Origin of the sequence: Pseudomonas sp. LAP_36, from assembly GCF_019456785.1 — a bacterium.
GTDB lineage: Bacteria > Pseudomonadota > Gammaproteobacteria > Pseudomonadales > Pseudomonadaceae > Aquipseudomonas > Aquipseudomonas tritici.
Genome location: NZ_JAHZMS010000006.1, coordinates 100,339 through 125,215 on the forward strand (window position 1 = coordinate 100,339; position 24,877 = coordinate 125,215).

Consider the following 24,877-nt stretch of genomic DNA (forward strand, 5'->3'; position numbering starts at 1 on the left):
TTTACACCTTAGCCACGAGTGGGCGACCAAGCAGGCCCTGAGGACGGAAAATCAGAATCACCACCAGCAGGGAGAAACTGAACACGTCTTTGTAGTCAGAGTTGATCAACCCCGAGAACAGCGACTCGGAGATACCCAGGATAATCCCGCCCAACATCGCCCCTGGCAGGGAGCCGATGCCGCCGAGTACCGCCGCGGTAAACGCCTTGATGCCGATGATGAAGCCGGCATAGAAATCGAAGGTGCCGTAGTTGAGGGTGATCAGCACGCCGGCCAGTGCAGCCATGGCGGCACCGATGACAAACACATAGGAGATCACCCGGTCGGTGTTGATGCCGAGGATCGAGGCCATCTTGCGGTCTTGCTGGGTCGCGCGGCACATGCGGCCGAGCTTGGTGTATTTGATGATGTAGGTCAGCAACGCCATGCCGGCAAACGCCGCCACGAGGATGAACACCTTGGTGTACGTGAGCTGCACGAACCCGGTGCCGATGTCGACACGCCAGGCCCCTGCCAGCAAGGTTGGAATACCTTGTTGCTTGGCGCCCTGGGCGATCTGCGCGTAGTTCTGCAGGATCAGGGAAATCCCAATGGCGCTGATCAGCGGTGCCAGGCGGGTGGAGTTACGCAGCGGTTTGTAGGCGACACGTTCGATGACCCAACCGTAAACGCCGGTGACGACGACGGTGAAGACCAAGGTGCCAAGAATGAGCAGCGGAAAGGATTCGATGCCGAAGTAAGCCAGCAGTGCCAGACTGATCGCCGCGAGGTAAGCGGAAATCATATAAACCTCGCCGTGGGCGAAGTTGATCATGCCAATGATGCCATAGACCATTGTGTAGCCGATGGCGATCAGGCCATAGACCGACCCGAGGGTCAGGCCGTTGACCAGTTGCTGCAGGAAAATACCATCCATAACGCAATCTCACGCGGTGAGCACCTGCACACCGGTGGGTGTGCGGCGCTTCTGGAGGAAAAGACAGATCTTGTTGCCTGACACGATGGGACTGACAACTGCGATCCATTGTGGGAGCTGGCTTGCCTGCGATAGCGGTTTCAGATTCAACACACGTGCTGACTGCCAGTCCGTCATCGCGGGCAAGCCCGGCTCCCACATTGGCTCTGTGTTGCCGGAGTGATCGTGTTTACGCTTATTTCTGTTTTTCCAACTGGTGGTATTTGCCTTCCTTGTCCCACTGGTAAACCACATAGTCGGAGACTTTCAGGTCGCCCTTGGCGTCCCAGGTCTTCTCGCCCATCACGGTTTTCACAGGGTTGGCCTTGAGCCACTTGGCGGCGTCTTCGCCTTTGTCGGACTTGGCACCGTTGAAGCCGGCGGCCAGGGCCTGGAGCGAGGCGTAGGCGTACAAGGTGTAGCCTTCAGGCTCGTAGCCGGCTTTGCGGAACTCTTCCACCACGGCCTTGCTTTCGGGCAACAGGCGCGGGTCGGCGCCAAAGGTCATGTAGACGCCGTCCACGTATTGCTTGCCGCCTGCGGTGGTGACCAATTCGTCGGTCACTACGCCGTCATCGGACATGAACTTCACATCTTTCAGGCCGGCTTCACGCAGTTGGCGAACCAAAGGACCGGCTTCCGGGTGCAGTCCGCCGAAGTACACGACGTCAGCGCCGGTAGAACGGATTTTGGTGACCAGAGCACTGAAGTCTTTCTCGCCACGGGTCAGGCCTTCTTCCAGCACCGGCTTGACGCCGCGCTTGGTCAACTGGGCAGCAGTGGCGTCAGCCAGGCCTTTGCCGTAGGTGTCTTTGTCGTTGATCACGGCAATTTTCTTGCCCTTGAGCACGTCGACGATATAGTCGCCGGCCACGATGCCCTGCTGGTCGTCACGCCCGCACATACGGAACATTGCGCTCATGCCGCGCTCGGTCACTTGTGGGTTGGTGGAACCTGGGGTGATGGCGATCACGCCCGCGTCGTTATACACCTCGGACGCCGGGATGGTGTTCGACGAGCAGAAGTGCCCGACCACGCCGATCACTTTGTCCTGGTCGACCAGCCGGTTGGCCACGGCTACGGCCTGCTTGGGTTCGCAGGCATCGTCGCCGGCGACCAGCTTGATCTGCTCACCGTTAATGCCGCCGGCCTTGTTGATCGCATCGGCTGCCGCTTGGGCACCCTTCATGTACTGCTCACCGAAAGAGGCGTTGGCGCCAGTCATCGGCCCCGCAACGCCAATCTTCACATCAGCTTGAACAAACGCAGAAACACCCAGCGCCGCTGCAACGGCGAGGGCCAGGAAACCTTTCTTGTAAAACGTCTGGGACATGAGTGGTGCTCCGATATTTTTGATTTTTGGCACGACAACTTGCGTTCAAACTTTTCACTGAAAGCTCAGAGCAAGGCGCGTGCCACTACGTTTTTATTCTTCAAAAAGACACGGTGTCATTCTTATTGCAGGCGTTTCAGCGCCCATCGCAAGGACGTGCAACCGTCTAACATCAGAAGGTGCAACCAATGGATCGAAAAAGTACAACCTCGACAGGTCGCACCTGCAACCAACCCCATAAACGACAGTTCCTACCGCTGTAACAAACGGCGTAACGGAACTGCACATTTACAGTGCGTGACTGCTACGACTTGCACCAATACAGATTAGTAGCCCGCTAAGAAAATGCCGGCTTTTGAGCGGTATTTCGCTGATCAGATCACGATCCTCAGGCATTGGCCCGCGTGATACAGCGAAAAACCGGCTTCATAAAGACAGCTGCGCAGGCCCACCCCAGCCAGCGGTTGCATAGGCGCGAAAGGAATCGGCAAGGCCTGTGGATTCTGGTGACACACGTAGTCGGCGAACGCCTTGCCGACCACGCTGCCGGTGGTCACGCCGCGCCCGTTATAGCCCGTTACTGCCACCAGGCCGGGGGCGGGCTCGAACAGGCGCATCAAGTGGTCCGGAGTGAAGGCAATGCAGCCGGTCCAGGTGTATTCCCACTGCACCGATTTGAGGTACGGGAAGTAATGCTGCTGCACCCGATCGGCCCACGCCTCGAGGAACCAAGCCGGTTTCTGGTTTCCGTTGCCCAGGCTACCGAGCAACAGGCGGCCATCGGCATCGCGGCGAATGCTGCTCAGCACCTGGCGCGTATCCCACGAACCTTGGCCGCCGGGGAGGATTTGCTGGGCGGCGTCCCCCGTCAGCGGGGCCGACGCGACCTGGTAGTAGTAACCGGGGAAGAAATTGCGCCGCAGCTCGGTCCATTCGCCTTCGGTGTAGGCATTTGAGGCGATGACCACCTGTGCAGCCTGCACTGAGCCCTGGGCAGTCTGCACCGACCAGTGCGCACCTTGGCGTTCGAGCTGGGTGACTGGGGAATGGTCGAACAACTGCCCACCAAGGCCGACAGCCGCATTCGCCAAACCACTGGTGTAAGCCATTGGATTCAAGGTGCCGGCGCGCCGATCCAGCAAGGCGGCAGCGATTTTCTTAGTGCCAGTGGCTTGCTCGCAGGCTTGGCCGGTGAGCAATTCCACCGGCGCGCCCCGGCGTTTCCATTGTTCTTCACGACTGCGCAAATCCGCTTCGCCACGGGCGTTGTGCGCCATGTGCAACGTGCCCTCGCGGCGCAATTGGCAATCGATGTTGTATTTGTCGATCAGGCTGAACACCAGCGACGGCGCCGCCCCCAGCATGCGGTTGAGCTGGCTGCCCACCGCCTCGCCGAAACCGGCCTCGATCTCATCCGGCGGGATCCACATCCCGGCATTGACCAACCCGACGTTGCGCCCCGAACCGCCGTGGCCGGTGCGATGGGCCTCCAGCACGGCAACGCTTTTACCCTGTTCCAGCAAGTGGATGCCCGCCGACAGCCCGGTGATCCCGGCGCCGATCACGCACACATCCACCTTGACGTCGCCCTTGAGCGCGGCGCGGTCTGGCCGGCCAGGGGTGAGGTGTTCCCACAAACATGTTTCGCGCAGTGCCATTGCCAGACTCCGATGAGACCTAACAAACAACAGTTTCAGGGTTGTAAACCCAATCAACGGTGGGAGCTGGCTTGCCTGCGATGCAGGCACCTCGGTGTATCAGCTAGACCGAAGTGATGCTATCGCAGGCAAGCCAGCTCCCACATTCTGACCTCACTCCGACTGAGAGATCAGTCGAAGGTAATACCCTGGGCCAATGGCAGTTCCAACGAGTAGTTCACCGTATTGGTCTGCCGACGCATATACCCGCGCCACGCATCCGAACCCGATTCACGCCCACCGCCCGTTTCTTTCTCACCGCCAAACGCGCCGCCGATTTCCGCGCCGCTCGGGCCGATGTTGACGTTGGCGATGCCGCAGTCACTGCCCACGGCCGACATGAACTGCTCGGCTTCGCGCACATCGGTAGTGAAGATGCATGACGACAAACCTTGAGGCACGGCGTTGTTCAGACGCAGGGCTTCAGCGAAATCGGTGTAGCCAATCACGTAAAGAATCGGCGCGAACGTTTCAGTGCACACCACGTCGCTTTGCTCGGGCATTTCCACGATGGCCGGCGACACGTAGTAGGCGTTAGGGAATGTGTCTTGCAGTTGGCGCTTGCCGCCGAACACCTTGCCGCCTTCGCTCAAGGCTTGCTCCAGGGCGTCCTGCATGTTCTCGAAGCCGTGTTTGTCGATCAGTGGGCCGATCAGGTTGCCTTCCAGCGGGTGGCCGATGCGCACCTTGGAATAGGCGGCCTTGAGGCGGGTGACGATTTCCTCCTTCACCGACTCGTGGGCGATCAGCCGGCGTAGGGTGGTGCAACGCTGGCCGGCCGTGCCGACCGCGCTGAACAGGATGGCGCGCACGGCCATGTCCAGGTCGGCGCTTGGGCCGAGGATCATTGCGTTGTTGCCGCCCAGCTCCAGGATGCTGCGGGCAAACCGTGCGGCGACTTTCGGTGCCACTTCGCGGCCCATGCGGGTGCTGCCGGTGGCGCTGATCAACCCGACGCGCGGGTCATCCACCAGCGCGGCGCCGGCGTCGCGGCCGCCGATGATCACTTGGCTGAGGTACTCGGGCGCGCCGTCGAATTTCTTCAACACACGCTCGAACAGCGCCTGGCAGGCCAAGGCGGTAAGCGGGGTCTTTTCCGAGGGTTTCCAGATCACCGCGTTGCCGCACACCAGCGCCAGGGTGGTGTTCCACGCCCACACGGCGACCGGGAAGTTGAAGGCGCTGATCACGCCGACCACGCCCAGCGGGTGCCAGGTTTCACGCATATGGTGGCCCGGGCGTTCGGAGGCGATGGTCAAACCGTACAGCTGGCGCGACAGGCCGACGGCGAAGTCGCAGATGTCGATCATTTCCTGCACTTCACCCAGGCCTTCCTGGGTGATCTTGCCGGCTTCCCAGGACACCAGCTCGCCGAGGTCGGCCTTGTACTCGCGCAACACATCACCGAACTGACGCACCAGTTCGCCGCGGCGTGGTGCCGGCACGTTGCGCCAGGCCTCGAATGCATGCTCGGCGCGACTGACCTGTTGCTCCACCTCGGCGGCACCTTCCCAGTTCACGCTGCCGATACGGCTGCCATCGATCGGCGAATGCACGGGTTGTTTCCCCGACTGGTACAGCGCCGGGTTTACCCCGAGACGATCAAGCAATGCGGCAACCATGGGTCACTCCTTCAATCTGCAAACAGAAAATTGCGCCGCCGACAGACACGGCGATCCAGAGCTTATTTGTAGCTGGCCGAAGACTTGCCAACAAACGACGATTAGGCGAGATATCATTCCGTTTATTCATGCAAAGAATAAAAAGAGGCGTGCCGTGCTCAATAAAAGACATTTGCCCTCGATCACTGCCTTGCAGTGTTTCGAAGCCGCCACCCGCCACCTGAGTTTCACCCGCGCCGCCGAGGAACTGAACCTCACGCAGAGCGCGGTGAGCAAGCAGGTGGCGCAGTTGGAAGAGTTGTTGCAACACCTGCTGTTTCGCCGGGTGCGCCGCCGCTTGCAGATGACGCCAGCGGGCGACCTGTACCTGGTGGAAGTGCGCAAGATCCTCACGCAGGTGGAGATGTCCACCCACTACCTGCGTTCCTACGGCGGCGAGACCGAAGTGTTGCGGGTGTCTACGCCCTACACCTTTGGCGCGCGCTGGCTGGTACCGCGCCTCAAGGGCTGGCGCCTGCGTCATCCGCAGATCCACCTGGACCTGTGCAACGAGCAGGAGCCGGACGAGCTGCTGCAAGGCAAGGCCGACATGGCCTTCTACTTTGGCCAGGGCTCACGCCCCGGCACCGAGAGTCTGAAATTGTTCAGCGAAGAGCTGGTGCCGGTGTGCGCCCCCGAAAGCCTGCCCGCGCAGCCGTTCACCGATCCCACGCAACTCAGCGACCTGGTCCTGCTGCAAAACGCCTCACGGCCCCAGGGGTGGCATGACTGGTTTGCCAGCCAGGGCTTCCACACCGAGCACAGCTATCACGGACCGCGTTTTGACACCTTTTATATGTGCATTCGTGCGGCCCAGGTCGGCTGTGGCGTGGCCTTGCTGCCGCGCTTTCTGGTGGAAGAGGAACTGGCGGATGGCAAGCTGGTGATCCCTTGGCAGCACGCAATGCCGAGTCAGGATGCGTATTTCCTGGCGTATCCGGAGCATTCGGCGGAAGTGCCCAAGGTGCGCGAATTTGTGAAGTGGATGATGGAGCAGGTTATTTAGTGCCTGGTATATCGCTTTCGCGAGCAAGCCCGCTCCCACACTTGGAATGCATTTCAAACTGTGGGAGCGGGCTTGCTCGCGAAAGCGCCGGTGGCCTTGGCAAAAAAATCACTGGCAAAACAACACAGGTCTATGCGCCACTAGCCCTCTTCCCTAATTGTGCGTAAAGGTCGGCGCCCATTGCCGACCCGTCTGGAGATTCCCGTTATGAGCGAGAGTGTGTTTGCCGATCGCATCGTGCAGAACTTGCTCGACACCGACTTCTACAAGCTGACCATGATGCAGGCGGTGCTGCACAACTACCCCAACGTGGAAGTTGAATGGGAGTTTCGTTGCCGAAACAGCGAAGACCTGCGCCCGTACCTGGCGGAGATCCGCTACCAGATCGAACGCCTCGCCGAGCTGAGCCTGAGCCCGGACCAACTGGGTTTCCTCGAACGCATCAGCTTCATGAAGCCGGATTTTTTGCGCTTTCTCGGGCTGTTCCGCTTCAACCTGCGCTACGTGCAAACCGGCATCGAGAACGGCGAATTGTTCATCCGCCTGCGCGGGCCGTGGCTGCATGTGATCCTGTTTGAGGTGCCAATGCTGGCCATCGTCAGCGAAGTGCGTAACCGCTACCGCTACCAGACCGTGATCCTCGAACAGGCCCGCGAGCAGTTGTATCGCAAATTCGACTGGCTGACGGCAAATGCCAGCAGCGATGAGCTGTCAGAGCTGCAAGTGGCCGACTTCGGCACGCGCCGGCGCTTCTCGTACCGCGTGCAGGAAGAAGTGGTCAGCGTGCTCAAGCATGATTTCCCAGGGCGTTTTGTCGGCACCAGCAACGTGCACCTGGCCCGCGAATTCGATATGAAACCGCTGGGCACCATGGCCCACGAATGGATCATGGCCCACCAGCAACTCGGCCCGCGCCTGATCGACAGCCAGATCGCCGCACTCGATTGCTGGGTCCGCGAGTACCGTGGGCTGCTGGGCATTGCCCTGACCGATTGCATCACCACCGACGCGTTCCTCGGCGACTTCGATTTGTACTTCGCCAAGCTGTTCGACGGCCTGCGCCATGACTCCGGCGACCCGGTGCAATGGGCGGAAAAAGCCATCGCCCATTATCATAAGCTGGGTATCGAGCCGATGAGCAAGACCCTGGTGTTCTCCGACAGCCTGTCATTGCCCAAGGCCCTGGAGATATTCCGCGCACTGCGGGGTCGGATCAATGTGAGCTTTGGCATTGGCACCAACCTGACCTGCGACATTCCAGGTGTCGAGCCGATGAGCATCGTGCTTAAAATGACCGCCTGCAATGGCCAGCCCGTCGCGAAGATTTCCGATGAAGCGGGCAAGACCCACTGCACCGACCCGAATTTCGTCGCCTATTTGCGTCATGTTTTCAAAGTACCTGCCATCTCTAGCAAGGAGTGAATCATGCAAGCCGTACAGCGTGAGATTGCTGAACAGCTCAAGGTCCAAGCGCCGTTCAAAGACCCGGCAGCCCTCGAGGCCGAGGTTGCCCGGCGCGTGACCTTTATCCAGGACTGCCTGCGCAATTCCGGGCTCAAAGCGTTGGTGCTGGGCATCAGCGGTGGCGTCGACTCCCTGACCGCCGGCCTGTTGGCCCAACGCGCGATGCAGGAACTGCGCGCCAGCACCGGGGATGACGCCTACCGTTTTATCGCCGTGCGCCTGCCCTACGAAACCCAGTTCGACGAAATCGACGCCCAGGCCTCGGTGGACTTTATCGAACCGGACGAGCGCCACACCGTGAACATCGGCCCAGCGGTGAAAGCCCTGGCCAATGAAGTGGCAGCGTTTGAAGGCAAGGCTTCGGTGTCCCGCGATTTCGTGCTGGGCAACACCAAGGCGCGCATGCGCATGGTGGCGCAGTACACCATCGCCGGCGCGGCCGGTGGGCTGGTGATTGGCACCGACCATGCGGCAGAAGCGGTGATGGGCTTTTTCACCAAGTTTGGTGACGGCGCGTGCGATCTGGCGCCATTGAGCGGGCTGGTGAAGAACCAGGTGCGCGCGATTGCACGGCACTTTGGTGCGCCTGAGTCGTTGGTGGAGAAAGTGCCGACGGCGGACCTGGAAGACCTCTCGCCGGGCAAGCCGGACGAAGCGTCACATGGCGTGACCTACACCGAGATCGATGCGTTCCTGCACGGCGAGCCGGTGCGCGAGGAAGCGTTCCGGATTATCTGTGAGACGTATCGCAAGACTGAGCACAAGCGGGTGATGCCGTTTGCGCCGTGAGGTGAGCCAGATAGGCTTGTGTTGACTGTTAGACCGCTATCGCAGGCAAGCCAGCTCCCACAGTTGACCGGGTTCCAGCATGAGAATGCGGTTGAATGTGGGAGCTGGCTTGACTGCGATGAACGATGACTCGGTTCAACTGACCGCCCACAAAAAAGCGCCCTTCGGGGCGCTTTTTTTTCGACCGGCGTCGGCTTACTTAACGGTCACAGTACCTTTCATCATCGAGATGTGGCCCGGGAACGAGCAGAAGAACGCGTAATCAGTACCGGCGGCCAGCTTCGACACGTCGAAGGTTACCGCGTCTTTCTCGCCAGCACCGATGATCTTGGTGTGGGCGATGATGCGATCGTCACCTGGCTTCAAGTAGTCTTTGTCGATGCCGGCGGCCATGCCGTCAGTGGCAACTGGCTGCATGTTGGCGGCACTGGTCAGCACCCAGTTGTGGCCCATGACGTTTTTCGGCAGGTTGCCGGAGTGAGTCAGCTCGACGGTGAAGGTCTTGCAGCTCTTGTCAATTTCGATGGCTTTGGTATTGAAGGACATCTGGTCAGTGGAGTCGACGGTGACCTTGCACTCTGCAGCAAGCAACTGGCCGCTCGCCAGAGTGAGCAGGGAAACAGCAACGAGTTTGGCAAACATGTGAATCTCCAAGGCAGGGTTTAAAAAAAGCGTATTGCGACAAGGGTGCCTCAAGCAGGCCGAAATTCTTATGATCTGAATCAACAGATTGTATACAACTTTAGGCTATCAGACCTATCAACACAATCTACCAGCCAAAGTACCGGCACCTGCCTATGATCGGCTCATTCCCCTTGGAGCCTACGCCATGCACCTCAACCAACTGTTCAACGGCCTGCTGGCTGCCTACGCCTGCGGTAAGTGAGGCCCAAGCGCGCTGCTAAGCTGCTACCATAGCGACCCAAGGCAGCTGCGCGCCGCCCACCCTCACCTTCGACCTTAGAGGATCGCCCATGGCCAAACCTAATTACTCCTTCGCCAAACGTCAGAGAGACTTGGCCAAGGAACAGAAGAAAGAGGAAAAACTGCAACGCAAGAAAGCCGCTGCTGACGAAGAAGCGGGCGCACTGAACCCGGATGCGGAAGGTGAAGTGGCAGTAGACGAAACGGAAACACCGAAAGATCCGGCTGAATAATTTCCTTTGTGCTGAGCCGGCCAGACCGGCTCGGCACAATCCACCTCTACTCCAGCGGCATCACCGTCACCCGAACCTCCGGGTCATGGCTCCCTCCCCCCAGAATCACCCCTCGCAACGGCGACACATCGGAAAAATCCCGGCCCCAGGCCAGGGTGATGTGCTCCAGAGCCGGCTGCACATTGTTTGTCGGATCAAAATCCACCCAACCTGATACCGGGCAATACACCGAGACCCACGCGTGGGACGCATCGGCGCCGATCAGCCGTGGCTGGCCGGGGGGTGGCTGGGTGAGCAGGTAGCCACTGATATAGCGCGCCGCCAGGCCCCGCGAGCGCAGGCACGCCAACATCAGGTGAGCAAAGTCCTGGCACACACCGCGCCGGCGCTCCAGCACTTCCACCAACGGCGTCGCGACCTGGGTCGCCTCGGCATCGAAGGTGAATTCGCTGAAGATCTTTTCCATCAGCGCCTGCACGCCCAGCAGCAACGGCTGACCAGGCGGGAAACAGCTTTCGGAGAACTCCACGAACGTTTGCTTCAAGTGCACGTAGGGCGATTCGAAGCGATAGCGGCAGGCTTCGATCAACTCAAGGGACATGGGATGGCAGCTGTAGGTCAGGCTGTCGCGGGTCTGGTCCCAGGCCGGCGATTGTTGGAAATCCAGCACCGGTCGCGCCAGCACTTCCACGGTCAGCCCGGCATTCACCAGCAATTCATCATGGGGACGTTCGAACGCAAGGCGGGTGATCGGGTTGCCGAACACATCCAGTTCATCGCGGCGCGACGTCGGCTCCGGGCTGATCTCCAGCTGCTGCGAGCTGCAACGCTGCCAGGCGCACGGCCGTGGCCACAGATGCGCCAACTGCTGGGCCAAGGACACCGGGCTGTCGTAGTGATAATGGGTATCGTGGAAAATCTGGTAGCGCGCACTCATCACACCGACACCGTTTGTTGGCTGACATCATCCACATGGGCAAAGTGGCGCAAGGCCAGGCGATCCGACACTTGGCCACTTTCATCGGCCACCGCTTGCAGCAGGTCGGCCAGGCCATCCAACGCGGCACGCACGCTGGATTCGCCAAACAGGGGGTTCTCCAGGCAGCCCAGGTCGAAACGCGACAGGCGCTCCACCAACGGCGCGAGACCTGTTTCCCGGGGTACACCGAAATCGTCGTTGAGACGTCGCAGGGTACGGCTGACCAGTTTGAGCTGGAACAACACCGCATGCGGGTTCTGCTCGTCCAGCAGCAACAGGTCGAGCACCGGGATCAACTGCGGCACCGCCAGGTAGCGCGAGCGATAGGTGATGCTGCTGTTGCCCAGCTCCAGCAACCACTCCAGCCCGGCCTGATCGAACACCGCCACGCCCCGCAAGAATGCGGCAAGGCTGCTGCTGAGAAATTGCAGACGCTCGATGCGCCGGCCCATCATCAAAAAACGCCAGCCTTCATCGCGGGTCATGTCGTCCAGGGCAAACCCGGACAGCGCCGCCAGGGACATCACCAGGCGGTTGAGGAAGTCCAGCAATTCACCAAAGTCCGGCGCCTCGCTTTCCAGCTCCAGGGCTTCGCGTTGCAGCTCTACCAGCGCCTGCCAGTTTTCCCGGGACAACTTGCCGCGCACTTGGGACGCCGCCCACTGCAAGCGTTGCAGGTTGGCGCGCAGGCTCGAGGGCCAGTCATCACCGAGCAAGGCCGCGAGCAGTCGTTCTGGCAATTCGCCCTCTTCCGGCAGCAGGCGCAGGTTTTCACCCAATTCCACCGCCGCCTGCAAGGCCAGCGCGTCATCGCCATCGACATACCGCGCCAGCACCACGCGCAACCAGCGCGCGCTGTCATCGCAGCGCTCGCAGTAACGACCAAACCAGAACAGATTTTCCACCACCCGCGACGGCAGATACGGATCGCGGCGCACCAGGTCATGGGCACCAATGGCGCGTTGCGCACGCCAGTGTTCGCTACCGGCCGCGCGTTCGCCGAGCACCCAGGTGTCTTTGCTGGCGCCTCCGCGTTGCATCGACACCACTTCGGCATCGGCCTCGGCGGCCACGCGGGTCAGGCCGCCGGGAAGCACGCGATAACCGTCGGCGCTGGCCACGGCATAAACACGCATGCCGATGGCGCGATGTTGCAGGTGGTCATCCACGGTGTGCCACACCGGCGCCTGGGACAGTTGCGCCAGTTCCTGGGCGACGTAGGCGTACGGCCGCGCGCGCATGCGTTCGGCCAGGGCTTGGCGCTCTTCGTCGTTCAGGTCACGGCCGAATACCGGCGCGAAACTTTGCGACGGGAAAGCCGGTTTTATCAGCAGCTCCGGCAACTTTTCCAGAGCTTCGGCCAGCACCGGCGCTTCACCGCACCACCACGTGGCAATGGACGGCAGGATCAGTGCTTCACCGAACAGAAATTCGTTGATCTTCGGCAGGAAGCCGAGCAAACCGGGCGACTCCAGCACACCGCTGCCCAACGCATTGGCCACCAACACATTGCCTTGGCGCACCGCATCGAGCAGACCGGGGACGCCAAGGGCTGAGTCGGTGCGCAGCTCCAGTGGGTCGCAGAAGTCGTCGTCGAGACGACGCATGATTGCGTGCACCCGGCGCAGGCCGCTGAGGGTTTTCAGGAACACCGTGCTGTCACGCACGGTGAGGTCGCCGCCTTCCACCAGCGGGTAGCCGAGTTGGCGGGCGAGGTAGAGGTGTTCAAAGTAACTTTCGTTGAATCGGCCCGGCGTGAGCAGAACGATCAGAGGCTGTTGATCATCCCCGGGCGCCTGTCGGACCAAGGTTTCCTGGAGCGTACGGAAGAACCCCGTGAGGTGCTGCACTTGCAGATCACGGTACAGGTCCGGGAACGCGCGGGACACGATGGTGCGGTTCTCCAGCGCGTAGCCCGCACCCGACGGCGCCTGTGTGCGGTCGGCGGTGACCCACCAGCGGCCATCCGGGGTGCGCGCCAGGTCCACGGCGTACAGGTGCAGAAACGCGCCGTCCGGCGGTTGAATGCCTTGGCACGGCCACAGGAAGTTGTTGTGCCCAAACACCAGCTCGGCCGGCAGCAAGCCTTCCTTGATCAGGCGCTGCGGGCCATAAAGGTCGGCCAGCACGGCATTGAGCAGCCGTGCACGCTGGGCAATACCGGCCGACAGGTGCTGCCACTCATCGGCTGCGAGCACGTGGGGCAACAGGTCAAGCTCCCATGGGCGGTCGGCGCCCTTGGGGTCGGCGTAGACGTTATAGGTCACGCCGTTTTCCTGGATCTGCCGGGTCAGCAGCGCCTGGCGTTGGGCCAGTTGCGCGGGTGTGCTGCGTTGCAGGTGGTCGAGCAGGCGCTGCCAATGCGCACGCACCGCGCCGCCGTCGTCCAGCAGTTCGTGATAGGTGCCCGCGGTCAGCGGGTAACGGTCGAGCAAATCGGACATGGAACGCTCGGCAGAGGCAAGGGGGCCACAGTTTAATTCAAATTCACTACGATCTAATGTGGGAGCTGGCTTGCCTGCGATGGCGGTGGTTCAGTCGACAGTGTTGGTGACTGATAAATCGCTATCGCAGGCAAGCCAGCTCCCACATTCTGGACCGGCGTTTAGTCATTTTTATTGGGGAAACGCCGCAAGTCCAAGGTCATCGGCAACTCATCGTTGATGACGACTGCCGGCACCGGAAGCGTCCCAGGGCTATGCCCCAACCGGAAAAACCTCGCCATGCGCCGGCTTTCCGCTTCATTGGCATTCACCGGCAAGCTGTCGTAATTGCGCCCGCCCGGATGGGCGACATGGTACTGGCAGCCGCCCAGCGAGCGTTGCATCCAGGTATCCAGCAAATCGAACACCAACGGCGCATGCACCGCGATGGTCGGTTGCAGGCAGTTGGCCGGCTGCCAGGCGCGATAACGCACGCCGGCCACAAACTCGCCGACTCGCCCGGTGGGTTGCAAGGGCACCGGAATGCCGTTGCAGGTCAGCAGGTAGCGTTGCGGCGGCAGCCCGGTCACTTTCACCTGAAGGCGCTCAAGGGACGAATCGACATAACGCACCGTGCCGCCCACGGCGCCCTCCTCGCCCAGCACATGCCAGGGTTCCAGGGCCTGGCGCAGCTCCAGTTCGATACCACTGACGGCATAGTCGCCGACTTTGGGGAAACGGAACCCCAGATGCGCGGCAAACCATTCGGCGCGTAGCGGGTAACCGGCGGCGTTGAGTTCGACGATCACGTCGGCAAAGTCTTGCTCGATGAAGTGCGGCAACAGGAAACGGTCGTGCAGCTCGGTGCCCCAGCGCGCCAGTTTCGGCGGCGCATAGGGTTCGCGCCAGAAACGTGCGACCAAGGCGCGCAGCAGCAATTGTTGGGTCAGGCTCATGCGCGCATGGGGCGGCATCTCAAATGCACGCAATTCCAGCAGGCCCAGGCGGCCGGTGGCGCCATCCGGCGAGTAGAGTTTATCGATGCAGAACTCGGCGCGGTGGGTGTTGCCCGTCACATCGATCAGCAGGTTGCGCAGCAGGCGGTCCACCAACCAGGGCGGGCACTCTTCGCCGGGCTCCGGCATTTGCGCGAAAGCGATTTCCAGTTCGTACAGCGCGTCGTTGCGCGCCTCGTCCACCCGTGGCGCCTGGGAGGTCGGGCCTATAAACAGCCCGGAAAACAGGTAGGACAAGGAGGGATGGTTATGCCAATAGCTGATCAGACTGCGCAGCAGGTCGGGCCGGCGCAGGAAGGGTGAGTCCTTGGGCGTGGCGCCACCGAGCACAAAGTGGTTACCCCCACCGGTGCCGGTGTGGCGCCCGTCGATCATGAATTTCTCGGTGGTGAGCCGAGTTTGCCGCGCCTCTTCGTAGAGGAATTCGGTGCGTTCCACCAGCTCATCCCAGGTGGCGGATGGCTGCACGTTGACCTCAATCACACCTGGGTCCGGCGTGACGCGGAAGTTGCTCAGGCGTGTATCAGCCGGCGGCTCGTAGCCTTCCAGTAATACCGGGCAATGCAGTTCTTCGGCGGTAGCTTCGATGGCAGCCACCAGTTCCAGATAGTCTTCGACGCGCTCAAGCGGCGGCATAAACAGATACAGCCGACCTTCCCGTGCCTCGGCACAGAGCGCCGTGCGCGTCAGCCAGTCCGCAGACTCGTCGACCTTTGGCACACGCTCATCGCTGGGTGCGGGTTCGCCGTGGCTTTGCAGTTGGGTGGTGGTCGGCAGCTCCGGCTGATCCTGGTTGGGGTCAGTGGGATGCACAAACGGATATTCCGCCGCCGTGACCCAAGGCTGCGAGGCCAAAGGCAGGCGATAGCCCAGCGGCGAATCCCCTGGCACCAGGCGGCAATGGTTATCGCGCAGGTACCAACGACCACTCTGCCAACGGTCATTCGCTGCCGTACGCGCCAGCGGCAGCACTTGGCCGATGACTTTATCCAGGCCCTGGCTGAACACTTTGCGTAGGCGTTCGCGCTCCAGGTCGTCGCTCAGGCGCGGGTCTTGGGCGGTGACGTTTTGCGGCAGCGCGCCTTCGCGCCACAGGTAGTAGAAATTGTCTTCGAAGGCCGGGAACACAAAACGCGCCGGCAGCTTCAGACGCTCGGCGACACTGGCCAGGAAGCGCCCAGCCATGACGCCGTCCGCGCCGTAATCCTCCTGCTCATCGGCAATCAGCGCGCTGTTGTGCCAGATCGGCACGCCGTCACGGCGCCAGTAGCAATTGAGCGACCAACGCGGCAGTTGTTCGCCGGGGTACCACTTACCCTGCCCGAAGTGCACCAGGCCCTTGGGCGCGTAGTGTTTGCGCATACGCTGAAACAGCTCGGCGGACAGGCGACGCTTGTCCGGCCCGAGCGCGGCGGTGTTCCACTCGGCGCCGTCGGGGTCGTCGATGGAGACGAAGGTCGGCTCGCCGCCCATGGTCAGGCGTACATCGTCCTTGAGCAGGTCGCCATCGATCTGCCGGCCCAGGGCCTGGATCGCCAGCCATTGTTCTTCGGTGTAGGGCTTGGTGACGCGCGGCGCCTCCCAAATCCGCTCCACCGACATCTCGTGGGTGAATTCGCACTCACACGGTTCCACCAACCCACTGATCGGCGCCGCTGAAGATGGATCGGGACTACAGGCCAACGGTATGTGGCCTTCACCAGCAAACAGCCCGGAAGTGGCATCCAGGCCGATCCAGCCAGCGCCGGGCAGATACACTTCGCACCAGGCGTGCAGGTCGGTGAAGTCCACTTCGGTACCGGACGGGCCATCGAGCGCTTTGACGTCAGCAGTCAGCTGGATCAAATAACCGGACACAAACCGCGCCGCCAAGCCGAGGTTGCGCAGTAGTTGCACCAGCAGCCAGGCCGAATCGCGACAGGAGCCAGAGGCGTTCTCCAGGGTGAACTCCGGGGTCTGAACGCCCGGCTCCATGCGGATCAGGTAACCGATATCGGCGGCCAGGCGCTGGTTGAGGGCGACCAGAAAATCCACGGCAGGCAGCGGCGTGCGGTCGATGCCGGCCAGGTAAGCGGCAAACCTTGGCGTCAGCGGCAAGGTTTCCAGGTACGGCGCCAGCTCGCGCTGCTCATCGGCGGCGTAGCTGAAGGGGATTTTTTCGGCGTAGGGCTCAAGGAAAAAGTCGAACGGGTTGAACACCGCCATCTCGGCGACCAGGTCGACCTCGATGCGCAGCTCATTGGTCTTTTCCGGAAACACCAGCCGCGCCAGGTAATTGCCCTGGGGGTCTTGCTGCCAGTTGATGAAATGCTGCTCGGGCAGCACTTTCAGCGCGTAGGACAAGATCCGCGTGCGGCTGTGGGCCGCCGGGCGTAGACGCACAATCTGCGGGCCGAGTTCGACCGCGCGGTCGTAGCGGTAATGCGTAACGTGGTGCAACGCGACATGAATCGACACGGCGGCCTCCTGCGAGCCAGGGCATGGAAACAAAGCGCGCAAGACTTATGCCAGAGCGGCCGTCATTGCGCTTTATCGTGGGACCCGGTGCAGTACAGCACCAAAACGGCGCCAACGGTGGTGTCGTGGTGCAGGCGCCGCACATATTTGTGGCGTTAATGTGAGGATGGGTGGCGAATCTACCCAATCACCGGGTTTTGCGCTTTGCGATTACGGCTTGGCGCAGGTGGCGTATCTCGGACAGTTTTTTGCGCATTTCGCGGTGGCGTTTGCTATTGAGCAGCAGTAACCCCAACAGCGGAAAGAGGACAGCCGAGCCATAGACCAGCTTGTTGAGATCGTATTGAATCATTGGCAGTACGAACAACAGACAAGCGCCCAAGTAAGCCGCCACCAGCCGCGTAGCCCAGGGATAGCCGCGTGCGATCATGACGTTGCCAAAGACCAGCACCGCCACTAGCGCCAGTATCGCGCCTACTGAATAGTTGGCCTTGAGCGCGGGATCAAGACCGCGCAAATAGGTCACGCCAGCCATGGAGACCGAGGCTGAGCCGGAGAAGATCGCCATGAAAATCGTCCCCATGAACACGGGGAAATAGCGGGCGAGGAAACTGCCCATCTCGGGGAAGCCGTTCATTCCGTCAAGTCCTCGTACAGGCCAATGGCAATGGTCTCGGCAGTGCCTACGTGACCCGTTCTATAGCTGCCCCAGATACCCAAGAGCCCGCCCAAGGCATCCTTGAGTTGGGTCAAAGTGGCATGACGGATCTCCGTGGAACTGTAGCTCTTTGTCAGCTTGCCGGCGCGCTGCTGCAATTTGAGTAGCTTGGGCGTCAGGCTTGGGTCCCTGAGGCTAAGCAGTTCCTTGGTCAACTTCTTGCGTTCCTGACGGCTCAGGCCCTTGAGCAGTTCGTACCAACTCTTGCCCAATGCTGCGGCCTTGTTGGCCTTGAGCAGCCTGACGGTGGTCAACGCACCCGTGCCGATGCCCACCAAAGAGGCCGCGTCAAGGATAGGTGAAACGGCGCCGTACCATTCGGCGTCGTCCATACGGTCATTGGCATCAGGATCAAGCACTTCGTTATACGTACGCGCCACGCCAAACCCACATTGCGCGCTGCTGGCCAGCGCCGCCGTGATACCAATGCCGACCACAAATGCACTGGCACCTGCCGTGAACGGTACCGCAACACTGCCGCTGAACACCACGATCCAGCCGATTACCGCCGCACCACAGGAAAGACCCATATCAAACGCCTCTTTTTGAAGGCGTCCTTCCCGAGGATCGGTCTTTACTTGTTCCACAAACTGCGCAGGCGAAATGTACTTCTGCGCCTCGCGCAAAATAATGCGCTTGGGCCTGATGCTGCAGATGGGCCTGAACTCGCGCAGGGTGATCACGTTGAAATCGGCATCGATATACACGACACCTGCGCCGACAATGCCGGGGTCAGCGTCAATGGCCGCAAACAGGCGCGGCAGGTTGATCTGGCTCTCGATGCGCTGGCGCGCCATGAATTGGGAGCGGTTGGAGTCCATGCCGATGCCGGCCAGGGGGTTGCCCATGGGGGTGTTCTTCCTTGAAATAGGTGGTGGCTGAGCCGACGCCTTCGCGAGCAAGCCCGCTCCCACACTTGAGTATTCGCAAATCAAAATGTGGGAGCGGGCTTGCCCGCGAAGGCGATTTAATGGTCGCCACCTTAACAAACAGGCTCGCCACCGAATAGAAAGCAAAACGCCAGCACGAGGCTGGCGTTTTGCATTTTCAGGCTACGATCAACGCGGCACGACTGGCTTGCGCGCAGGCTTCTTGCCTTTGCCCTTGGCCGCGTCGGTGCGCTCTTTAGCCGCCTGTTTGTTGCGTGCCATGGCCGCAGCCTTGGCTTGTTCACGCTTGTCCCACGGGTTGCTGCCGTCGCTGCCGCGCGGTGGCAAGCCGGTGTGCTGGGTGAGGATCTTGGTGGTTTCCTTGGCGACCTTGTGGCTGCCGGCCGGCGTCGAGTTTTTGCGACGCGCGCTCTGGTAGCTGTCGGTAGACGGCTGGTGCAGCGGGATCAGTTGCTCCTTGCCCGGCCCGATCAGGTCGGCACGGCCCATGCGGGTCAGCGCTTCACGCAGCATCGGCCAGCCTTTCGGGTCGTGGTAGCGCAGGAACGCCTTGTGCAGGCGGCGCTGCTCTTCGCTCTTGACGATGGTCACCGCGTCGCTTTTGTAGGTGACCTTGCGCAGCGGGTTCTTGCCCGAGTGGTACATCGCGGTGGCGGTGGCCATCGGCGACGGGTAGAACGCCTGCACCTGGTCGGCGCGGAAGTCATTGCGCTTGAGCCACAGGGCCAGGTTCATCATGTCTTCATCGGTGGTGCCGGGGTGGGCGGCGATGAAGTACGGGATCAGGTACTGCTCCTTGCCCGCTTCCTTGGTGTACTTCTCGAACATGCGCTTGAACTTGTCATAGCTGCCAATGCCCGGCTTCATCATCTGGTTGAGCGGACCTTCCTCGGTGTGTTCCGGGGCGATCTTGAGGTAGCCACCGACGTGGTGGGTGACCAGCTCTTTGACGTACTCCGGCGACTCGACGGCGAGGTCGTAGCGCAGGCCGGAGGCGATCAGGATCTTCTTCACACCCGGCAACGCACGGGCGCTGCGGTACAGCTGGATCAACGATGAATGGTCAGTGTTCAAGTTCGGGCAGATGCCAGGGAACACGCACGACGGCTTGCGGCACGCGGATTCGATTTCCGGGCTCTTGCAGGCGATGCGGTACATGTTCGCGGTCGGGCCGCCGAGGTCGGAGATCACCCCGGTGAAGCCCGGGACCTTGTCGCGGATCTCTTCGATCTCGCGAATGATCGACTCTTCGGAACGGTTCTGGATGATGCGGCCTTCGTGCTCGGTGATCGAGCAGAAGGTGCAGCCGCCAAAGCAACCACGCATGATGTTCACCGAGAAGCGGATCATGTCGTAGGCCGGAATCTTTTCCTTGCCGTACACCGGGTGCGGGACACGGGCGTAAGGCATGCCAAACACGTAGTCCATTTCTTCGGTGGTCATGGGAATGGGCGGCGGGTTGAACCACACGTCCACTTCACCGTGCTTCTGCACCAGGGCGCGGGCGTTGCCTGGGTTGGTTTCCAGGTGCAGCACGCGGTTGGCGTGGGCGTAGAGCACCGCGTCGCCACGGACTTTTTCCACCGACGGCAGGCGGATTACGGTTTTGTCGCGGGTCATGCGCGGGCTGGCCAGGATCTGCACGACCTTGGCTTCGTCCGGATCATCAACCGGACCTTTTTCCTGCTCAATGGCGCAAGCCTGGGTGTCCTGGGTGTTCACGTACGGGTTGATGATCTTATCGATCTTGCCCGGACGGTCGATACGCGTGGAGTCCACTTCGTACCAGCCTGCCGGCGTGTCACGGCGAATGAACGCAGTGCCGCGCACGTCAGTGATGTCTTCAATCTTGTGGCCCCACGACAGGCGCTGGGCAACTTCGACAATTGCGCGCTCGGCGTTGCCGTACAACAGGATGTCGGCGGTGGCGTCGATCAGGATCGAGTTACGCACGCGGTCCTGCCAGTAGTCGTAGTGGGCGATGCGGCGCAGGGAGGCTTCGATGCCACCGAGCACGATCGGCACGTTCTTGTAGGCTTCCTTGCAACGCTGGCTGTACACCAGGCTGGCGCGGTCCGGGCGTTTGCCGGCCATGCCGCCTGGGGTGTAGGCGTCGTCGGAGCGGATTTTCTTGTCGGCGGTGTAGCGGTTGATCATCGAGTCCATGTTGCCGGCCGCGACGCCGAAGAACAGGTTCGGCTCGCCGAGCTTCATGAAGTCGTCTTTGGACTGCCAGTTCGGCTGCGCAATGATCCCGACACGGAAGCCCTGGGACTCCAGCAGCCGGCCGATGATCGCCATGCCGAACGACGGATGGTCGACGTAGGCATCACCGGTGACGATGATGATGTCGCAGGAATCCCAGCCAAGCTGATCCATCTCCTCCCTGCTCATTGGCAGGAATGGCGCAGGACCGAAACATTCGGCCCAGTACTTGGGATAGTCAAATAACGGCTTGGCTGTTTGCATGACGGTGACCGGTGTTGAGATGAAAAATCGCGGGCGCGGAATATAGCACAAAATTTGACCAATTCCGACCTTTGCAGTCGGAATTGGAGGCGCTCATTTACTCGTCTTCGAAGTTGTAACTGCCTGGCGCAAGGTTTTCGAACCGAGTGTATTTACCGATAAACGCCAGGCGCGTGGTGCCGATCGGGCCGTTACGCTGCTTGCCGATGATGATTTCGGCGATGCCCTTGTGCTCGGTTTCCGGGTGATACACCTCGTCGCGGTACACGAACATGATCACGTCAGCATCCTGCTCGATCGCTCCGGATTCCCGCAAGTCAGAGTTGATCGGGCGCTTGTTGGGCCGTTGCTCCAGGGAGCGGTTGAGCTGCGACAGCGCCACCACTGGGCAGTTGAACTCCTTGGCCAGGGCTTTCAACGAGCGAGAAATCTCGGAAATCTCGTTGGTTCGGCTGTCACCGCTGGAGCCGGGGATCTGCATCAACTGCAGGTAGTCGATCATGATCAGGGCGATGTCGCCGTGCTCGCGCACCAAGCGCCGAGTGCGCGCGCGCATTTCCGAAGGGCTGATACCGGCGGTGTCATCGATGAACAGCTTACGGTCGTTGAGCAGGTTGACGGCCGAGGTCAGTCGCGGCCAGTCATCGTCTTCCAGGCGACCGGCACGCACTTTGGTCTGGTCGATGCGGCCCAGGGATGAAAGCATCCGCATGATCAGCGATTCACCTGGCATCTCCAGGGAGTAAACCAGTACCGCCTTGTCACTGCGCAGAACGGCGTTTTCCACCAGGTTCATCGCAAAGGTGGTTTTACCCATGGACGGACGGCCCGCGACGATGATCAAGTCAGCCGGTTGCAAGCCACTGGTCATGCCGTCCAGGTCGGTGTAGCCGGTGGACAGGCCGGTGATCGCGTTGTCGGTGTTGAACAGGGTATCGATACGGTCGATGGCTTTGGTCAACAGGTCGTTGACGCTGACCGGGCCGCCGGTTTTCGGCCGCGCTTCGGCGATCTGGAAGATCTGCCGCTCGGCTTCGTCGAGGATCTCCTCGGCTGTACGCCCTTCCGGGTTGAAGGCACTGTCAGCGATTTCAGTGGCAATGCCGATCAATTGACGCAACGTTGCCCGCGCGCGGACGATCTGCGCATAGGCCTTGATGTTGGCGACCGACGGGGTGTTTTTTGCGAGCTCACCAAGGTAGCCGAGACCACCCACTTGCGAGGTCTGGCCTTCCTTGTCCAATTGTTCGGCAAGGGTCACGACGTCGATGGGGGAGTTCTGATCGGCCAGCTTAGCGATGGCGCGGAAGATCAGGCGGTGGTCATGGCGATAGAAGTCACCGTCCGAGACTTGATCCAGCACGCGCTCCCAGGCGTTGTTGTCCAGCATCAAACCACCGAGCACGGCCTGTTCGGCCTCGATGGAGTGCGGCGGCACCTTCAGGGCAGCGGTTTGCAGATCGTATTGCTCGGGAGCTGAAATATCGTTCATGGCCACTTGGAATTAGGGGTGTGTAAAAAAACAAAAGGCACGACCTGTGAACAGGATCGTGCCCGATGTTAACCGGCTGTCACGCAAGGTGCCAGCCAGTTGGGTCTTGCTTAAGCTGCTACCACGACAACGCGTACGGTGGCTTCAACTTCGGCGTGCAGGTGCACGGCTACGTCGAATTCGCCTACGTTGCGGATGGTGCCGTTCGGCAGACGAACTTCGCTCTTCTGCACTTCAACGCCGGAGGCGGTCAGTGCATCAGCGATGTCGTGGGTGCCGATCGAACCGAACAGCTTGCCTTCGTCACCGGCGGTGGCAGTGATAGTCACTTCCAGCTCAGCCAGTTGGGCAGCGCGAGTTTCGGCCGAAGCTTTTTTGTCTGCTGCTGCTTTTTCCAGCTCAGCACGACGCTCTTCAAACGCAGCCAGGTTGGCAGCGGTTGCAGCGGTGGCTTTGCCGTATGGCAGCAGGTAGTTACGACCGTAGCCGGCCTTAACGTTCACTTTGTCGCCCAGGTTGCCCAGGTTGGCGACTTTTTCCAGAAGGATCAGTTGCATGTGAAAATCCTCTAACTTTTAACCTTCACCGTTCGCGTTATCGGCGTCTTTCGGCGCCAGACGACCGCGAAAATCAATCAGGCCGTCGACAATGGCCAGAACCACGAGTAACGGATAGATCAGCTGCATGAACAGCAACATCGTTACGTACAACCCCACCAGCCAAAACTTGGCCAGACGCTTCTGCGCGACCAGCCAGTGAATCAGGGCCAGTCCGGCGAACATCAGCGGTACGCTGCAAAACAGCACCATCAAGGCCATCTGCGAACCAAGGTTCGGTCCGATAACCATGAGTGCAAGCAGCAACATCGCCGGGCCCACGGGAATTCTGATACTGCGAAACTCGCGACCAAAACCACCCGGGTTGTACAACAACGCCTGCCAATATCGCCCAAGCATCAGGCTCAACAAGCTGACGATCTGCATCATTACCGCCATCAGGCCGATCAGGGCCGGTGCAATCAGTGTTGCCAGTCGCGCTCGCTCATCTACCGACAGCTGCTGGTAGAGTTCCCCGAGGGCCATCGGCAGGATCTTGACGATCTCTTGCGACAGCGCCTCGATTTGCGGGCGGAAAGCCGCGTCAATCAACACCGAAAACACCAATCCCAATGCCACGCTGACCAGCAGCGTGCGGACCCAGGACTCACTTGCGCGCAAAACCAACGCAAGGCTCGACGACCCCAGCAGTACCAGAAGTACCTTGGGTTCGCCCAGTTGCAGCCACCAGATCAAGGCGGCCAACACTCCCAGGGCCAGGACGCCAACGGCGCCCTGCAAACCGCGCCGCAGGAGCACAAGGCATCCAGCGGCAGCACCCAACCAATACAACAACGGCAATGCTGCACATCCAGCCACTACCAGAGTGGCCTGCACACGACCGCGCATGATGAACTCAGCTAAGGCGCGCATGCATTCAATCCCTTACTACTTGTCGACTGCCCGGTCTCAGCGGCCGTGGCTGTCGGTGTAGGCCAGCAGGGCCAGGAAGCGGGCGCGCTTGATAGCGGTGGCCAGCTGACGCTGATAACGTGCTTTGGTACCGGTGATACGGCTTGGAACGATTTTGCCGGTCTCGGATACGTAGGCTTTCAGAGTGTTGAGATCTTTGTAATCGATCTCTTTCACGTCTTCAGCGGTGAAGCGGCAGAATTTACGACGACGGAAGAAACGTGCCATTTGATAGGCTCCTTAAAAGGTCCGTGGATTACTCGTCAGCGTTATCGCTGTTGTCGCTGTCATCACTATCAGCGCTATCAGCGCCTTCGTGCTCAGGACGGTCGCGACGCTCACGGCGCTCACTGCGGTTTTCTTCAGCCTTGAGCATCTCGGATTGGCCGGTAACGGCTTCTTCGCGACGGATGACCAGGTTACGGATCACTGCATCGTTGTAGCGGAAGTTGTCTTCCAGCTCGGCCAGGGCCTTGCCAGTGCACTCAACGTTCAGCATCACGTAGTGAGCCTTGTGAACATTGTTGATTGCGTAGGCCAGTTGACGACGGCCCCAATCTTCCAGACGGTGGATTTTGCCGCCGTCTTCTTCGATCAGCTTGGTGTAACGCTCTACCATGCCGCCGACTTGCTCGCTTTGATCCGGGTGGACCAAAAAGATGATTTCGTAATGACGCATGAATGCTCCTTACGGGTTGTAGCCTGCCGCTCAAAAACGGTCAGACAAGGAGTGAATGACACTTATGGATCTTGCCAAAGGGAGGCACATCGGTGCCCGCCAGGAAGGCAAGGGGCGCAATTGTAGAGAAGGGGGAGGAAGGGCGCAAGGTGATTGGTGATTATTTGAACAATCCTCCAACCAC

20 protein-coding genes are annotated in these 24,877 nt (G+C 60.6%); 4 read left to right on the top strand and 16 right to left on the bottom strand.

The window, feature by feature from the left end:
• Position 1: 1 nt before the first annotated feature.
• The 4 genes from JBO08_RS19525 to JBO08_RS19540 form a co-directional block, all read right to left on the bottom strand.
• Complete coding sequence (locus tag JBO08_RS19525; RefSeq protein WP_048727385.1) at positions 2 to 916, bottom strand: ABC transporter permease subunit; 915 nt, start codon at positions 914 to 916, stop codon at positions 2 to 4.
• Between the two features lie 235 nt (positions 917 to 1,151).
• On the bottom strand, positions 1,152 to 2,288 hold the full coding sequence (locus JBO08_RS19530) for a branched-chain amino acid ABC transporter substrate-binding protein (RefSeq protein ID WP_065874340.1): 1,137 nt from the start codon (positions 2,286 to 2,288) through the stop codon (positions 1,152 to 1,154).
• Positions 2,289 to 2,662: 374 nt separating this feature from the next.
• Positions 2,663 to 3,946 (bottom strand): FAD-binding oxidoreductase, encoded by a 1,284-nt coding sequence (locus JBO08_RS19535; protein WP_220074869.1) that lies wholly within the window; start codon positions 3,944 to 3,946, stop codon positions 2,663 to 2,665.
• 170 nt (positions 3,947 to 4,116) lie between these two features.
• Positions 4,117 to 5,607: an aldehyde dehydrogenase family protein gene (locus tag JBO08_RS19540; RefSeq protein ID WP_065874342.1), complete on the bottom strand. Its 1,491-nt coding sequence runs from the start codon at positions 5,605 to 5,607 to the stop codon at positions 4,117 to 4,119.
• A 154-nt stretch (positions 5,608 to 5,761) separates the two neighbouring features.
• Here JBO08_RS19540 and JBO08_RS19545 point away from each other — a divergent pair, with 154 nt between their 5' ends.
• From JBO08_RS19545 to nadE, 3 genes are all read left to right on the top strand, one after another.
• Entirely contained in the window at positions 5,762 to 6,652 is an 891-nt protein-coding gene (locus JBO08_RS19545) for a LysR family transcriptional regulator (RefSeq protein ID WP_065874343.1), read from the top strand.
• A gap of 207 nt (positions 6,653 to 6,859) precedes the next feature.
• A complete protein-coding gene (gene pncB / locus JBO08_RS19550) occupies positions 6,860 to 8,074 on the top strand; it encodes a nicotinate phosphoribosyltransferase (RefSeq protein ID WP_012721934.1) in 1,215 nt (404 codons plus the stop codon).
• A 3-nt stretch (positions 8,075 to 8,077) separates the two neighbouring features.
• On the top strand, positions 8,078 to 8,905 hold the full coding sequence (gene nadE, locus JBO08_RS19555) for an ammonia-dependent NAD(+) synthetase (RefSeq protein ID WP_065874344.1): 828 nt from the start codon (positions 8,078 to 8,080) through the stop codon (positions 8,903 to 8,905).
• 195 nt (positions 8,906 to 9,100) lie between these two features.
• On the opposite strand, the gene azu is transcribed toward nadE, so the two are convergent.
• On the bottom strand, positions 9,101 to 9,547 hold the full coding sequence (gene azu / locus JBO08_RS19560) for an azurin (RefSeq protein WP_065874345.1): 447 nt from the start codon (positions 9,545 to 9,547) through the stop codon (positions 9,101 to 9,103).
• A 332-nt stretch (positions 9,548 to 9,879) separates the two neighbouring features.
• Here azu and JBO08_RS19565 point away from each other — a divergent pair, with 332 nt between their 5' ends.
• On the top strand, positions 9,880 to 10,062 hold the full coding sequence (locus JBO08_RS19565; RefSeq protein ID WP_065874346.1) for a hypothetical protein: 183 nt from the start codon (positions 9,880 to 9,882) through the stop codon (positions 10,060 to 10,062).
• A 46-nt stretch (positions 10,063 to 10,108) separates the two neighbouring features.
• Here JBO08_RS19565 and JBO08_RS19570 read toward each other — a convergent pair whose 3' ends face one another.
• The 11 genes from JBO08_RS19570 to rpsF all read right to left on the bottom strand — a co-directional run bounded on the left by JBO08_RS19570 (position 10,109) and on the right by rpsF (position 24,693).
• Entirely contained in the window at positions 10,109 to 10,999 is an 891-nt protein-coding gene (locus JBO08_RS19570; protein ID WP_065874347.1) for a transglutaminase family protein, read from the bottom strand.
• Complete coding sequence (locus tag JBO08_RS19575; protein WP_065874348.1) at positions 10,999 to 13,485, bottom strand: circularly permuted type 2 ATP-grasp protein; 2,487 nt, start codon at positions 13,483 to 13,485, stop codon at positions 10,999 to 11,001. Before JBO08_RS19575 ends, JBO08_RS19570 begins: the two co-directional genes overlap by 1 nt.
• Before the next feature lie 161 nt (positions 13,486 to 13,646).
• Positions 13,647 to 16,937 carry a DUF2126 domain-containing protein gene (locus tag JBO08_RS19580; protein ID WP_065874349.1) on the bottom strand — a complete coding sequence of 1,097 codons (3,291 nt, stop codon included), beginning with the start codon at positions 16,935 to 16,937 and terminating at the stop codon, positions 13,647 to 13,649.
• Positions 16,938 to 17,124: 187 nt separating this feature from the next.
• Positions 17,125 to 17,574 carry a hypothetical protein gene (locus tag JBO08_RS19585; protein ID WP_065874350.1) on the bottom strand — a complete coding sequence of 150 codons (450 nt, stop codon included), beginning with the start codon at positions 17,572 to 17,574 and terminating at the stop codon, positions 17,125 to 17,127.
• Positions 17,571 to 18,503, bottom strand: coding sequence for an NAD synthetase (locus JBO08_RS19590; protein ID WP_065874351.1), 933 nt, complete (start codon positions 18,501 to 18,503; stop codon positions 17,571 to 17,573). Before JBO08_RS19590 ends, JBO08_RS19585 begins: the two co-directional genes overlap by 4 nt.
• Positions 18,504 to 18,713: 210 nt before the next feature.
• Positions 18,714 to 21,014, bottom strand: coding sequence for a YgiQ family radical SAM protein (locus tag JBO08_RS19595; protein WP_065874352.1), 2,301 nt, complete (start codon positions 21,012 to 21,014; stop codon positions 18,714 to 18,716).
• A gap of 97 nt (positions 21,015 to 21,111) precedes the next feature.
• Complete coding sequence (gene dnaB / locus JBO08_RS19600; RefSeq protein WP_003217484.1) at positions 21,112 to 22,506, bottom strand: replicative DNA helicase; 1,395 nt, start codon at positions 22,504 to 22,506, stop codon at positions 21,112 to 21,114.
• Positions 22,507 to 22,616: 110 nt separating this feature from the next.
• Positions 22,617 to 23,063 carry a 50S ribosomal protein L9 gene (gene rplI / locus JBO08_RS19605; RefSeq protein ID WP_003171376.1) on the bottom strand — a complete coding sequence of 149 codons (447 nt, stop codon included), beginning with the start codon at positions 23,061 to 23,063 and terminating at the stop codon, positions 22,617 to 22,619.
• An 18-nt stretch (positions 23,064 to 23,081) separates the two neighbouring features.
• Positions 23,082 to 23,975 (bottom strand): hypothetical protein, encoded by an 894-nt coding sequence (locus tag JBO08_RS19610; protein ID WP_220074870.1) that lies wholly within the window; start codon positions 23,973 to 23,975, stop codon positions 23,082 to 23,084.
• Positions 23,976 to 24,011: 36 nt separating this feature from the next.
• Positions 24,012 to 24,242, bottom strand: coding sequence for a 30S ribosomal protein S18 (gene rpsR / locus JBO08_RS19615; protein ID WP_002551829.1), 231 nt, complete (start codon positions 24,240 to 24,242; stop codon positions 24,012 to 24,014).
• Between the two features lie 28 nt (positions 24,243 to 24,270).
• Positions 24,271 to 24,693: a 30S ribosomal protein S6 gene (gene rpsF / locus JBO08_RS19620; protein WP_003236224.1), complete on the bottom strand. Its 423-nt coding sequence runs from the start codon at positions 24,691 to 24,693 to the stop codon at positions 24,271 to 24,273.
• Between the last annotated feature and the right edge of the window lie 184 nt (positions 24,694 to 24,877).